We start from the raw sequence: 13,474 nt of genomic DNA, 5'->3' as shown, positions 1-13,474 counted from the left end.
CGCCAATTGGCGTCTTTTGCTATTTGTTCAAAATACATTAAAAACGTATTTTATTATTAAACTTCTGACTGTTCATTATCCAAGGTCACATTAGGATCGTTATAGATATCCATATTCATTAATCCAACCTCATGATCAGTTGCAATTGCTGCTGTCATTGCACCGGATACATTGGCTAAGGTTCTTGCCATATCAATGATGGGATCGACGGCTAATACCATACCGATTAATGGGAAGTACTCAGCCATTCCCATACCAGAAAGCACCACAGTAGCAGCAACAGTTGCGGTACCGGGAATACCCGCGATACCAATCGAACCAATAACCACCACAATCACTAGCATAATATAAAATTGGATATCAGTATTAATGCCTACCATATGGGCTACCATTACGGCAAGCAGTGCAGGGAAAAATCCAGCACAACCGTTCATTCCCATTGTACTGCCAAGCGATCCGACTAGGTTTGCGGTACCGGTATTTACCCCCATTCTGACTGTCAATGTTGAAATCGTCATTGGTAATGTACCAACCGATGAGCGGCTGGTAAAAGCTAGTAACCATGTACCAAGTGCTTTTTTAATAAATATGATTGGTGAAACTCCATGCACCATCACAATCACGATATGTACTGCAAGCATTAATATGGTTGCAAGGTAAATTGCTAATACAAAGCTTGAAACTTCAATAATTGCAGGTATGCCATTTGAAATAATGGTACGAGCAAGTAAAGCAATTACCGCATAAGGCATATATTTGATGATTGTCATGGCAATTGACATGATAATTTTATAAAGTGCTTCAATAAAGGTTTTAAACAGGGCAATAGGTTGAGGATTCTTTTTTTCCATGCGATTAGCTGCGAGCCCCATTAATGCCGAAAAGATGACTAAACCAACAATATTCTCTTTTACCATGGAAGCAATGATGTTACTAGGGATAAGATTGACGAATGTATCAATAATATTAGTGTATTGTTTGGCAACCGCAGTTTTGGCTGAGGTTGAACTTAGTTCACCTAATGATAATACATTAGCTAAGATAATCCCGATAATACAGGCAATTGCTGTAGTGAACAGTAGCCAAAAAATACCTCTAAATGCGATTTGTGGTAAATTCTCTTTACCAGAAAAATCAATAATCACTTTTACGATTGAGACAAAAATTAACGGGATCACCAGCATGCGTATAAAAGCGATAAAGGCACGACCAAATAAACCATACCATGTTGCTGTTTCTTGCATCCAAACTGTTGAGTCAGTGGGAAAACCGGCTGCGGCTTGGATACCTAAACCAAGAACGGCACCAAGTATCAATCCGACTAACATTCGAATGGAAAAATTAACTTTTTTTGTTTGTAGTGGCCGCATGATAGCGAAAAAGCAAAGCAGTAATAAGCCAATGCCGATTAAGGTTTGATAATGAGTGATAGATAAGAACTTTTCGAAAAAAGTGCCCTGAAATATGGCATCTGACATGTTTACCCCCAGCGTTTGGATAAAATTAAATTAATTTTGAATAATCTGTTTTGGGGTTGGATTAACCATTTAAATTAACCCAACTGCCCATTCTGAATGTTAATAACTAAGCAAATATTTATTATGCTTAAACTCTATTTTGCGATACCTCCGGCGATATTTAAAATATCCCACGGTCTTGAAAAAGGTGGCGCATATAAAAAGTCCATCATCGCTAATTCATCAATTTTCATATTTGCCCAAATGGCTGTGGCTAAACTATTGGTTCTTAGTGCAGCGCCATTCCCTCCTGCTATTTGTCCACCTAATAAAATACGAGTTTCGGCGTGATAAATGAGTTTAGCGATGATGCCAGTTTGCCCTGCAACATAGTTACTGTGATTTTTATCTTTAACTATTACCGTCTTGTAAGGGATCCCTGCTTTGATTGCTTGTGATTCAGTTAGTCCTGTTCGACCTGCTTCAATATCAAAGACTTTCAATGCTGATGTACCAAGAGTACCAGGAAATTGGTTATTTCCACCAGCTAAATTGTCACCAACAGTTTTACCTAATTTGTTGGCGCCAGTAGCTAATGGTATATAAGTCATTGATTGACTAACTCGATGATATAGTGCGACACAGTCGCCCGCGGCATAAATATCAGCAATATTAGTTTTGCCATAACTATCAATGACAATAGCGCCATTGCTAAGTGTTTCAAGCTCTAAATCTTTATATACTTTGCTATTAGGTTTTACCCCTGTAGCTATAATGACAATATCCGCCGCATATTTAGTTTTATCGGTAATAACATGGGTAACTTTTTGTACACCTTCAAAACCTTGTACTCGTTCTTGTAGGTGTAAATCACAATGTTGTTTTAGGTTTTCTTCAATTATCTCGGTAAGTTCCGGATCGAAGGCGTCGACTAATACTCTTTCATCTAATTGAATTAGCTTTACATTTTTGTTTAATGCGACTAAAGATTCAGTTATTTCAAGCCCGATATAGCCGCCACCTATGACCACAATATTGCTGTTTTGCCGATTGGTTAAGGCATTTTTTATTGCCAGACCATCATATATATCACGCAAAGTGAAAATATTTTCCAGTTGGTGATTTTCTAAAGGTGGAATTATTGGTGCTGCTCCAACCGCAATAAGTAATTTGTCATAATCATCATCAAAACAGTTATTGGTGTTAAGATCTTTGACTGTAATTTTTTTTAATTTTGCATCAATAGCGATAACTTCATGTAACGTTTTGATTTCAATCCCATCTTTTGCAAATTGATTTGGTGTTCTGGATATCATTTCATTTTCATCTTGAAAATGATTGCCAATAAAGTAAGGTAATCCACAAGCACCAAATGAAACAATATCTGATTTTTCATAGATGCGAATTGTCGCATTGGGATCCTTTCTTCTGGCTTTAGCCGCGGCACTTGCACCAGCAGCTTGAGCGCCAATGATGATTATTTTCATCGAGTATTCTCCTTTGAGCGCAAATAATTTTTAATTATCATCCTAACACAGGTTAATCACACTAGTTAGATTAGTTGGTTATTTAGCTTTAATATTAATCAATTTAAAGTTGTGCCGATAAGATTTGATTTTGGTTAAAAATAAATCTTAATCAGTTAAAATTTTTTGAGGAAAGGGGTTTTTTCAACTATATTTTTGATTAATTTAACCTGTAATGGTGTATCGTTTAGGGCTGGGATATAATAAAACTGTTTACCGCCAGCATTTAAGAATATTTCTCGATTTTGTTCGTCAATTTCATAAATAGTTTCAATACAATCTGCCGAAAAACCTGGACAGATAACCTGCACATGTTCAGTACCGGTTTTAGCCAAGTTTGCTAATATATCGCTGGTGTTGGGTTCAACCCATTTCCCTTTACCAAACTTTGATTGATAAGCCATTATTATTGGTAAGTCGATGCCATTTGCTTGGCATTTGTCTGTCAATAATTTAGTGGTTAACAAGCATCTTTGCACATAGTCGTCTTGGCGTTTATCAATGTAGCGTTGAGGAATACCATGGTAAGAAAGGAGCAATACATCCGGCTGCCCTTGGGTTGAAAACGCTTGCTGAACTTGCCAATAAAGTGCATCAATATAACTTGGGTGGTCGGCATAATCACGAATATAGCTAAGATTAATTTTGATATTATTGTCAGCAATAAGTTGCTTTACTTTAGCTAATACTGCTTGAGTTGTGGTGGTCGAATATTGCGGAAATAACGGTAATAAAGTGACTTTTTCACATGATTTTAAATTATTTAGCGCCGAGAGTAAGTTCGGTTCCCCATAGGTCATGGCTAATTCGCATTGCATGTCAGGTAATGCGGGTTGTAAATGATTGATCAAGCGTTTACTGTAATGAAGTAATGGTGATTCACCCTCAATCCATATTTTTTGATAATGGTTGATGATGTAGGGGACACGTTTAGGAAGTACTAGGTATTTTAAAATTGGATGCCAAATAAAAGCAGGCAGGTCGACAACATGGCGATCGAGTAAAAACTCGGTCAAGTAACAACGAATCGCCATTGGTGTTACGGCACTTGGTGTGCCTAAATTAACTAGCAATAACCCTTGTTTTTTATTCACAAGCCATCCTTATGATTTTTCAAGATAGTGATGGATAACCTCAAGAAGGCGATTTAGCGCACCTTGGTTATTTTTTAAAACTTGATATGCATTTTCGCCAATTTGCTGACAACGACTTTCATCATTTAATAAGCTATTAATGGTGGAATAGAGCGAATCAGCAGAACTATCACATACCAGCATGCTATTAGCCTCAATTAACTGTTCACCAATAACTTTAAAGTTAAAAAAGTGTTTACCGCTTATAATGGGAATATGGTGTAGAGCCGGTTCCAGTGGGTTATGTCCGCCATGCTCAATTAAACTACCGCCAATAAAAGCAATATTAGCCAAACCATAAAGTTCCAGTAATTCTCCCATGGTATCACCCAAAATCACTTGTGTCTGATCTGTAGGGGGTTGTTTGCTACTGCGTGTAATATAATTCAAGTCATTATCGGCAATTAGCTTTTCAACGGTTTTAAAACGTTCAGGGTGACGAGGGACTAAAATAAGTAATAAGTTGCTATGATTTTTAAGAAGCTGTTGAAATGCTGATAAAATGATTTCATCTTCGCCTGAATGCGTGCTGGCAGCGATTAGTACTGGTCGATGTAATTGCCATTGCTGTTTTAACTGCGCAAGATTCTGTTGTTGCTTGGCCGTGAGTTCAATATCAAACTTAATACTACCCGTTACCGCTAAATGATCTGCCGGTAGACCCAATGAGATAAATCTATCACCGTCTTGTCTATTTTGGGCGGCAACCGTGCTGATTTTAGCTAATAGTTTACTAATCGCTTTTCCTAGTTTATGGTATCTTTTGGCTGAACGTTCTGATAAGCGGGCATTAGCAATGATCAATGGAATTTTTTTGCTATAACATTGGCTAATTAAGTTTGGCCAAAGCTCTGTTTCCATAATTATGACTAATTTGGGCTGAACTGTTTTTAGAAAGCGATGTATTGCACAAGGCAGATCATAAGGCAAGTAGACATGACTAACACTCTCTTTGAGTATTGATTTAACTTGTTTAGAGCCAGTGGGTGTCATGGTCGTCACCGTAATCGGTAACTGTGGATATTGGCTTTGCAGCGCTTTGATCAATGGAATTGCGGCTAACGTTTCGCCGACAGAAACCGCATGTACTAAAATTCCACCTGATTTGACTTTACTTTTGCAAAATCCATAACGTTCTAACCAGCGTTTACGGTAGTCTGGCGCTTTACGGCTACGCCAAAGTAGTCTTATCCAGACAAACGGTTGAATTAAATAAAGTAAGATCGTATATACAATACTCATGATCATTCATTAGTTAGATTAAAAAAGTGTTGTCGGTAATAAACTAACTCGGCGATAGAGTCGCGAATATCATCTAAAGCTTGGTGAGAACTCTGTTTACTGATACCTTTTAATATTTCTGGTTTCCAGCGTCTGGCTAATTCTTTAATCGTACTAACATCTAGATAACGATAATGAAAATATTTTTCTAAATTTGGCATGTAATTAAATAGAAAACGGCGATCTTGACCAATGGTATTACCACAGATTGGTGAACTGTTTTCTGGCACCCATTGTTTTAAAAATTCAATGGTTTGTTGTTCAGCTTGTTGTTCGCAAATGGTACTTTGACGCACACGATCAATTAATCCGGATTTGCCATGCGTTCTTTGATTCCAATCATCCATAAGCGCAAGTTGTTCATCTGATTGATGGATAGCAATGACTGGGCCTTCAGCGAGGATATTTAAATTAGAATCAGTTACGATGGTAGCGATTTCGATAATCCGATCGCTATTTGGATCAAGACCTGTCATTTCAAGGTCAATCCAGATAAGATTATTACTGTTTATATTTGATTGTGTCGTCATAATTTGCGGTATTAATTTTCTTTTTAATGCCGAGTAGTGTAGCATAAGTACTAAATCGTTTGAGCAAAAAATTAGTTATTGTGGCAAAAAAACAACTTTCAAAAAATCAACAAAGGCGTATGGACGCTAAGCATCAACAGCGTTTAGAAACTAAGCTAGATGAAAGTCTGGCTAATTTCTCTGCGTCTCGTGATGGCGTGGTGGTGAGTCGCTTTGGCAAATCAGCGGATGTTGAAGATAATGCTGGCAACATCTACCGATGTAGTATTCGTCGTACTTTACCATCATTAGTGACCGGCGATAAAGTATTGTGGCGTGAAAGTTTAGAACCGAATACTAATGGTATTATAGAAGCCGTTCATCCTCGTCATTCTGAGTTAGTACGACCTGATTTTTATGATGGCGTTAAACCTGTTGCCGCCAATGTCGATCAAATTGTTATTATTTCAGCCGTATTACCGGAATTATCGTTTAATATCATCGATCGCTATTTAGTTGCTTGTGAAGCAACCAATATCACACCGATTATTGTTTTGAATAAAATCGATTTGCTTGATGAGCACAAAAAACAGGAAATTGAGCAGCAGTTACAAATTTACACTAAAATTGGTTATCAAGTTTTATATGTTTCATGTCTATCACAGCAGGGTATAGAACCTTTACAAAAGGTACTGGATGACAAAATATCTATATTGGTTGGCCAATCTGGTGTGGGTAAATCAAGTATTATTAATCTGCTATTACCTCATGATCAAGCGACGTTAACTGGTGAGGTGTCTGAGATATCAGGCCTTGGTCAACATACCACAACTTCAACTCGACTTTACCATTTACCTAATGGTGGTGATATTATTGATTCGCCGGGAATTCGAGAATTCGGTTTATGGCATTTAGAGCCAGAGCAAGTTATTGGTGGTTTTGTTGAATTTGATGATTATTTAGGTGGTTGCCAATTTAGGGATTGCAATCACTTAGATACACCAGGGTGTCTATTGCAAAAAGCGGTATCAGAAGGAGCAATCGCTCCATCAAGATTAGATAATTATCATCGAATTTTGCAATCAATGCGTGAGGTTAAAGCGAAAACCAATAAGAGTTATAAATAACCATTAATAATTAGCAGATTTCTATTTTTGATATGTTGCCGAATATTGCTCACAAGTAGTGTTGTGAGCAATAAGATAAACTATCGCTATTTAGTGATTTTTTAATGCGAAACCAATAGCAATATAGGCAAAACCTTGGAAAACTAGATCGATACCTAAAAACATTCCTAATACCCAAACACTATCATATGGCCAACCAGCAATTAGCATTAGTCCTAAAATAATGTTAATAATTCCCGAAAAGACTACCCATCCCCAACGAGGGATATTGCGATTACTCATGGCAGCAAAAATTTGGCTAAATCCACTAATAGTCAATAATAATGAAATCAATAAAGTTAGTGCTGATGAAACTGCAATTGGTTGGAAAAAAGCCATCCCACCAATAAAGATATATAAAATCCCCATGATTGCCCATAAGGCAGTTTGGCCAAAACCTTTGATATTAAATGCATGTACAACTTGAATGATGCCTGCGATTAATAGCAGTGACCCGATAAAATAAACAGAAAAAACGGTAGCCATGAATTGATAACCCAATGCCAAGCAACCGAGAACAATCAAAATCACACCAATTATAATAAACCAATTCGCTTTATGTTTAACATATTGAATAGTGTTTTCATTAGTTGTCATATTAATTTCCTATTTTTGTTGTTAATGTAAAGAATTAAACAAATACTATCTTGCAAGGTTAAATTTTACTTATATTATTTTAGAAAAGGGCAAGGTATATAGGTGATACAAAATACTTAGTGAAAATCAGAGACTATATTTTCACTAAGTATAATATTTAAGCAATATAATAAAACGAATTTCGCACTTAAATTTTATCTTTCAGTGCTTCATCTAAAGTTGAATAAAACATTAATTTGTTTGGAATTGGTACAATTTTTGCTCGGGCTAAAGTTTTTAATGGTTGAAATTGTAATTCACAAATTGAGAGCTCCACCTGTGCAGGTAATTCATCAATGAAGTGAATAAGCGCATTTAATCCACCAGCATCAAGAATAGGTACCGCATCCCACTGTAGAACAATGTGTTGATAACCATTAATTTTTTGGTATAACTCTAAAAAGGTACGCTCAGCAGCGGCAAAGAACAATGGACCACTAATACGTAGTACTAATGTTTTCTCATTTCCTTGACTTAATTCGACCAAACGAGTCATTCTAGCAATGCGACGCATAAATAAGATAGAAGCTAATACAATACCAATTGTTATAGCGATAACCATATCAAATAATACAGTCAGTGACATGCAAATAAGCATGATTATAATATCATCTTTAGGGGCACGTTTAATGATATAAATAACTCTCTGCACGGCACTCATATTCCATGCAACAATTAATAATAATGCTGCCATTGCAGATAATGGAATAAAAGATAATAATGGCGCAAAACAGATGAGTGCCAATAAAACAATTAACGCATGCAATACCGCAGCAATCGGGGAAGTTGCTCCAGCTTTTACATTTGCTGCTGATCGTGCAATAGCTGCTGTTGCTGAAATTCCACCAAAAAATGGCGCAATGATATTACCTAGACCTTGGCCAATCAATTCACTATTAGAATGATGTTTAGTATGTGTCATTTCATCTAAAACTACAGCACAAAGTAGTGATTCAATAGCACATAACATTGCCATAGTGATTGAGATTGGAATTAAAGCACTTAATGTTGCCCAATCCCAAGTAAAATTAGCATGTTCCCATGGTAAGATAAATTCTGGTAAAACCGGCGGAATACCATGACCAGTAGTATTATCTGCCAATGTATAAGTGAATCGTGAACCAATTGTTTCTATTTGATAACCAAATTGATTGAAGATTAACATTATTAATACACCCGCGACTAATGCTGGTAAATGGCCAGAAATTTTCATTCGAAATTTTGGCCAAACAATTAGCACAATAAGTGTTATTAATCCTACTGATGTATCGGCGATATTAATTGTTGGCAACTTCCTCACTAGTTCAATAACTTTATTGATGTAGTTTTCCGGCATATGTTCCAGTGTTAAACCAAAAAAGTCTTTAATTTGCATCGTTGCAATTGTTATTGCAATACCAGAGGTAAAACCTAATACCACAGGTAGAGGAATATATTCTATTAAGCGACCTAACCTAATTATGCCCATTAATATTAAAAATATGCCTGAAAGTAAGGTGGCAATTAATAGACCCGATAAACCAAATTGTATTGAAACCGGATATAAAATTACCACAAAAGCTGCTGTTGGACCGGAAACGCTGAAACGAGAACCGCCTGTCAGTGCTATCACGAAACCAGCAATAATCGCAGTATATAGGCCATGTTGAGGTGCAACACCACTTGCTATAGCTAACGCCATAGCTAACGGAATAGCAATAATGCCAACAGTTATTCCGGCAATCAAATCTTTAAGAAAACGAGTCGTGTTATAAGGGGTGTTAATGCATGCCGAAATAAATGCACTACTAATTTTAGTACCAGAAAGGCCATATAATTTCATTATTTTTTAAATCAATTAAATGAGTTGGAAAAAATACATAATAAGATAATCCTTTTTTCAAAAATTGAAAGAGTGTTATTAAAATAATTGCATTATTTTCAGTTAAATAATGTTATTAATGAGATAAAATAAGCTTATAAATATTGGCCTGTTATTTTGCTCTTATATTATTAATTATAGATAGGGGTAATTATGTCTTTTATAAAAAATTTTTCTATTATTCAACCAGCAAATCAGATATTAGCCATTATGCTTACTCTTTTTACTCCATTGAGTTTTGCTGGAATGATGATTTCTAGTTCAAAGACTGCATATCAATATGATGCAAGACAATCTCTTACTCCTGCGCCTAGTGGTTATCAAGCGTTTTATATTGATCATATCGGTCGCCATGGTTCCCGTTATATCAGCAAAGCTAAATATGAAGATATTGCTTATAAAATTTTAGTATTGGCGGAAAAAAATAATCAATTAACTGAAAAAGGGAAATTATTATTAACGCAAATTACTACTATTAGAGAACTTAATAAAGATCATTATGGTGAACTTAGTGATCTTGGGCGAAAAGATATAAGTTTAATTAGTCAACGAATGTTAAAGAATAATCCAACAGTGTTTAAAGGTCAAAAAATAACGGTTATTTCATCAACCTCTCCACGGGCTAAAGAAACGGCTGAAATCTTTATTAATACATTCAAAACCAAATATCCTAATCTAAACGTTCATCAACAACCAGAAGATCAGCAAACGTTGTTACGTTTTTTCGAATATTCGCCTGCTTATGCTAAATATAAGAAAAATAGAATAATTAAAAATACGCTAAAATCATTAGAAAATGCCCCTAAATCAATAGAAATGAGTGAAAATATCGCAAGGCTGATCTTTACATCTGATTTTATTCATCAATTGAATAATGGTATCTCGCTATCAGAAAATTCTATAGTTAAAACGCAAAATTTTGTGCTTGCTGTTTATCAACTTTATCAAGAATTATTATCCTTTTCACCACCATTATTAGCCGATAATCATCTTGATTTTAGCGGTTACTTCACCAAAGATCAGCAATTATGGTTTAGCACTGTCGTCACCGCAAAAAATTATTTACAAATTGGTCCTGCTTTTGATAGTAATGGTATCCAAATTAAGATTGCTGCACCATTATTATTAGATATGTTAAAAACAGCTGATAGTGCGATAGCTAATAATAATATTGATGCCAATTTGCGCTTTGCTCATGCCGAAACTGTATCTCCGTTAGCAACATTGATGGAAATTGAAGGTACCAATATAGTAGCTAATCCAGTAACTGATTATCCTTCCGTATGGCAAGCCGACAAAATTATTCCAATGGCAGCAAATATTCAATGGATTTTTTATAAAAGTGAACAAGCTGACCAGCCTATTTTAGTTAAAGTCATGTTAAATGAGCGAGAAGTCCATTTACCTTTAAAAACCAACGATTACCCTTATTATCAATGGGACGAATTGAAGAAGTTCTATAAAAATAAATTAAATAACTGGGGGCTTACCGACCAAGGAGTGGTATTAAAATGGCTAAATAAAATTAAATAAATACGTTATATTTACTTAAAAAATTTAGAATATCATTCCTTTAAGACAGCATAATTAAACTTGTAGCCAAAATGTTACTGGGCCGTCATTAATCAGTGATACTTGCATATCGGCTGCAAATTGCCCTGTTTGTGTTTCAATATGCTGTTGGCACTGTTTGACAAAAAATTGGTAAAGCTCATTGGCCATATCTGGCGAAGCCCCTTTTGTAAAACTTGGACGCATACCTTTTTGAGTATCAGCGGCTAGTGTAAACTGAGAAACAACCAATAGTTTGCCATTAATTTGTTGAACATTGAGGTTCATTTTGCCATCATTGTCACTGAAAATACGATAGCCAAGCACTTTTTCACTTAAACGGATCGCTTTTTGTTCATTATCGCCTTGTTCAACACCAAGTAAAACTAATAATCCCTGATCTATTTCACCAATAATTTGGTTATTTACAGAAACTGAAGCGTGTTTTACTCGTTGGATTAAGGCAATCATTTTTATATTACTCCGATTGGGATGAATGTTTTAGATGCATTTTGTTATGTCTATTATAGTCGGTGAGTGTTGCAGCAAATTCGGCGCCAAATAAGACAATACACCAAGAACAATATATCCAAACTAACATAATAGGAATTGAGGATACTACACCATAAATAAGTTGATAAGTAGGAAATGATGTCACGTACAGCGCAAAAGCACGTTTACCAATTTCAAATAATATCGCTGCGACTAATGCGCCAATTAAGGCTTCTTTAAATGGTACCGATTCGGTAGGTATAATACTGTAAAGTAACCAAAATCCGACAATAGATATAATAAATGGTAAGGTACTTAGTAGTACATCACCGCTGGCTGCATCGGATAACCATTTTAGTGAAAATATATAAGAGCTTACAGCAACACTTGAACCAACTAAAATAGGGCCTAAAGTCAAAATGGTCCAATACATAGTTAAGTTGTACATGAACGAACGTTTCCGCTTAGTTCGCCAGATACGATTAAGTGCGTTATTAATAGAGTTAATAAGTAATAATGATGTCACTATTAAGCCGATAATTCCGACCAAGGTCATTTTTCTGGTATTGGCGATAAATTGCTCAAGATAATTTTGGATAGTATCACTAGCAGTTGGAACGAGATTACTATAAATGAGTTGTTTTAATGATTGACTCACCTCGTCAAACATAGGAAAGGCTGAGAGTAATGCAAAAATTACCGTTATCAGGGGGACTAATGCCAGTATAGTTGTGTAAGCTAGTTCTGCTGCTGAAGTAGTTAATCTATCATGATTTATTCGAGCCCACAACATTACTAAAAATGACTGCATATGCTTAAGTATATTCATAATATACCTTCATTTAGTTAGAAAGAATGCAATTATTGATCCCATTACCTTTTAATGTGTTTAATATTTTTTGTGCATCAGTTTTATTTGTATATGGGCCAACAGTAACTCGATATAACTGTTGACTGGAGGTTATATTACCACTAATACCGGTCATAGCTAGAGATGCTTTTAATGTGTCTGCATTTGTTTTTTCTTTAAATGCACCGCACTGTAGTAACCATTTATTATTTTCAGTATTGGTTGATGTAGTTGGTGTTGTAGAAGAATTATTGATAAAACTATCTAATATTTGTTGCCTTTCACTTGCAGTGGAATTAGTATCACTACTCGCGTTCGGTGTTTCTAATTCTTTAAGATAGGTCCAACGTTCTTGTGGTTGTTCAGGTAAAGTTGCTACCGGCGACTCAGTTTTTACTTTTGGTCGCTCAATAGGTTTTTCTGGGTGATTTGTTGATAGTAAATATAAAATAGCAGAAAACAAAACAATAATGATAACTGCAAGAACTATCATTAACGATGGTAATATTCGTGACTTATTCTTTTTAGCTTTTGATTTTGATTGGCTCTTTTTTCTTACATAATCACGTTGAACCACAATATGCTCTCTTTTCTTTCATTCATATAAATTGAAATAACAGTATATAAATAAAAAAAGTGGCTTACACCACTTTTTTTCAATTTTCTTTAACTCTATTGTCAACAGATTAGAACATTAAGCTAGTGCTTTAATCTGTTTAATTAAATTCGCTTTATGACGTGCAGCTTTGTTTCTGTGGATTAGACCACGAGCCGCTTGACGGTCAACAACTGCTTGCATGTCTTTGAATGCTACTTCAGCTGTTTGTTTATCACCAGCTGCAACAGCTGCGTAAACTTTTTTAACATAAGTACGCATCATTGAACGGTTACTAGCATTATGTTTACGACGTTTTTCGGATTGAACCGCACGCTTTTTAGCTGATTTGATATTAGCCAAAGTCAACTCCCAAGTTTAAATAAAAATACATATTAATAAGGCGGGGAAATATGC

General features: G+C 35.5%; 13 protein-coding genes. 2 read left to right on the top strand and 11 right to left on the bottom strand.

Features of this window, described 5'->3' with window-relative positions; all coding sequences use genetic code 11:
- Window positions 1–56 precede the first annotated feature (56 nt).
- The 5 genes from B6C84_RS05355 to orn all read right to left on the bottom strand — a co-directional run bounded on the left by B6C84_RS05355 (window position 57) and on the right by orn (window position 5,927).
- On the bottom strand, window positions 57–1,478 hold the full coding sequence (locus B6C84_RS05355; RefSeq protein ID WP_217332102.1) for a cation:dicarboxylate symporter family transporter: 1,422 nt from the start codon (window positions 1,476–1,478) through the stop codon (window positions 57–59).
- A 134-nt stretch (window positions 1,479–1,612) separates the two neighbouring features.
- Entirely contained in the window at window positions 1,613–2,944 is a 1,332-nt protein-coding gene (locus B6C84_RS05350; RefSeq protein WP_086320887.1) for a CoA-disulfide reductase, read from the bottom strand.
- A gap of 155 nt (window positions 2,945–3,099) precedes the next feature.
- Window positions 3,100–4,077 (bottom strand): ferrochelatase, encoded by a 978-nt coding sequence (gene hemH, locus B6C84_RS05345; RefSeq protein ID WP_086320888.1) that lies wholly within the window; start codon window positions 4,075–4,077, stop codon window positions 3,100–3,102.
- A gap of 9 nt (window positions 4,078–4,086) precedes the next feature.
- On the bottom strand, window positions 4,087–5,358 hold the full coding sequence (waaA, locus tag B6C84_RS05340) for a lipid IV(A) 3-deoxy-D-manno-octulosonic acid transferase (protein WP_086320889.1): 1,272 nt from the start codon (window positions 5,356–5,358) through the stop codon (window positions 4,087–4,089).
- A gap of 2 nt (window positions 5,359–5,360) precedes the next feature.
- On the bottom strand, window positions 5,361–5,927 hold the full coding sequence (gene orn / locus B6C84_RS05335; RefSeq protein ID WP_086320890.1) for an oligoribonuclease: 567 nt from the start codon (window positions 5,925–5,927) through the stop codon (window positions 5,361–5,363).
- Between the two features lie 80 nt (window positions 5,928–6,007).
- On the opposite strand from orn, the gene rsgA reads away from it, so the two are divergent.
- The gene (gene rsgA, locus B6C84_RS05330; RefSeq protein WP_086320912.1) at window positions 6,008–7,033 is read left to right on the top strand and encodes a small ribosomal subunit biogenesis GTPase RsgA; all 1,026 of its coding nucleotides are present in this window, start codon (window positions 6,008–6,010) and stop codon (window positions 7,031–7,033) included.
- A 90-nt stretch (window positions 7,034–7,123) separates the two neighbouring features.
- Here rsgA and B6C84_RS05325 read toward each other — a convergent pair whose 3' ends face one another.
- Together B6C84_RS05325 and dauA are read right to left on the bottom strand one after the other, a co-directional pair.
- A complete protein-coding gene (locus B6C84_RS05325; RefSeq protein ID WP_065614612.1) occupies window positions 7,124–7,669 on the bottom strand; it encodes an HdeD family acid-resistance protein in 546 nt (181 codons plus the stop codon).
- Between the two features lie 187 nt (window positions 7,670–7,856).
- Entirely contained in the window at window positions 7,857–9,530 is a 1,674-nt protein-coding gene (dauA, locus tag B6C84_RS05320; RefSeq protein WP_065614611.1) for a C4-dicarboxylic acid transporter DauA, read from the bottom strand.
- A 192-nt stretch (window positions 9,531–9,722) separates the two neighbouring features.
- Between dauA and B6C84_RS05315 the strand changes: the two genes are divergently transcribed.
- The gene (locus tag B6C84_RS05315; protein WP_086320891.1) at window positions 9,723–11,102 is read left to right on the top strand and encodes a histidine-type phosphatase; all 1,380 of its coding nucleotides are present in this window, start codon (window positions 9,723–9,725) and stop codon (window positions 11,100–11,102) included.
- Between the two features lie 54 nt (window positions 11,103–11,156).
- On the opposite strand, the gene dtd is transcribed toward B6C84_RS05315, so the two are convergent.
- The 4 genes from dtd to rpsT form a co-directional block, all read right to left on the bottom strand.
- Window positions 11,157–11,591, bottom strand: coding sequence for a D-aminoacyl-tRNA deacylase (gene dtd / locus B6C84_RS05310; protein ID WP_065578366.1), 435 nt, complete (start codon window positions 11,589–11,591; stop codon window positions 11,157–11,159).
- A gap of 7 nt (window positions 11,592–11,598) precedes the next feature.
- A complete protein-coding gene (locus tag B6C84_RS05305; RefSeq protein ID WP_086320892.1) occupies window positions 11,599–12,441 on the bottom strand; it encodes a virulence factor BrkB family protein in 843 nt (280 codons plus the stop codon).
- 13 nt (window positions 12,442–12,454) lie between these two features.
- Complete coding sequence (locus tag B6C84_RS05300) at window positions 12,455–13,039, bottom strand: SPOR domain-containing protein (RefSeq protein WP_065578364.1); 585 nt, start codon at window positions 13,037–13,039, stop codon at window positions 12,455–12,457.
- Between the two features lie 117 nt (window positions 13,040–13,156).
- On the bottom strand, window positions 13,157–13,420 hold the full coding sequence (gene rpsT / locus B6C84_RS05295; protein ID WP_034901681.1) for a 30S ribosomal protein S20: 264 nt from the start codon (window positions 13,418–13,420) through the stop codon (window positions 13,157–13,159).
- Window positions 13,421–13,474: the final 54 nt, after the last annotated feature.

Origin of the sequence: Gilliamella apis (assembly GCF_002142155.1) — a bacterium.
GTDB classification, from domain to species: domain Bacteria; phylum Pseudomonadota; class Gammaproteobacteria; order Enterobacterales; family Orbaceae; genus Gilliamella; species Gilliamella apis.
Note: the sequence above shows the minus strand (reverse complement) of the source record. Positions and strands in the feature narration are given on the sequence as shown.

What these genes read in the sequence shown, in the direction of transcription:
- waaA (WP_086320889.1), bottom strand. Translation starts at nt 5,358, where the DNA reads ATGAGTATTGTATATACGATCTTACTTTATTTAATTCAACCGTTTGTC.
- B6C84_RS05355 (WP_217332102.1), bottom strand. Translation starts at nt 1,478, where the DNA reads ATGTCAGATGCCATATTTCAGGGCACTTTTTTCGAAAAGTTCTTATCT.
- B6C84_RS05315 (WP_086320891.1), top strand. Translation starts at nt 9,723, where the DNA reads ATGTCTTTTATAAAAAATTTTTCTATTATTCAACCAGCAAATCAGATA.
- dauA (WP_065614611.1), bottom strand. Translation starts at nt 9,530, where the DNA reads ATGAAATTATATGGCCTTTCTGGTACTAAAATTAGTAGTGCATTTATT.
- B6C84_RS05350 (WP_086320887.1), bottom strand. Translation starts at nt 2,944, where the DNA reads ATGAAAATAATCATCATTGGCGCTCAAGCTGCTGGTGCAAGTGCCGCG.
- B6C84_RS05325 (WP_065614612.1), bottom strand. Translation starts at nt 7,669, where the DNA reads ATGACAACTAATGAAAACACTATTCAATATGTTAAACATAAAGCGAAT.
- B6C84_RS05305 (WP_086320892.1), bottom strand. Translation starts at nt 12,441, where the DNA reads ATGAATATACTTAAGCATATGCAGTCATTTTTAGTAATGTTGTGGGCT.
- dtd (WP_065578366.1), bottom strand. Translation starts at nt 11,591, where the DNA reads ATGATTGCCTTAATCCAACGAGTAAAACACGCTTCAGTTTCTGTAAAT.
- orn (WP_086320890.1), bottom strand. Translation starts at nt 5,927, where the DNA reads ATGACGACACAATCAAATATAAACAGTAATAATCTTATCTGGATTGAC.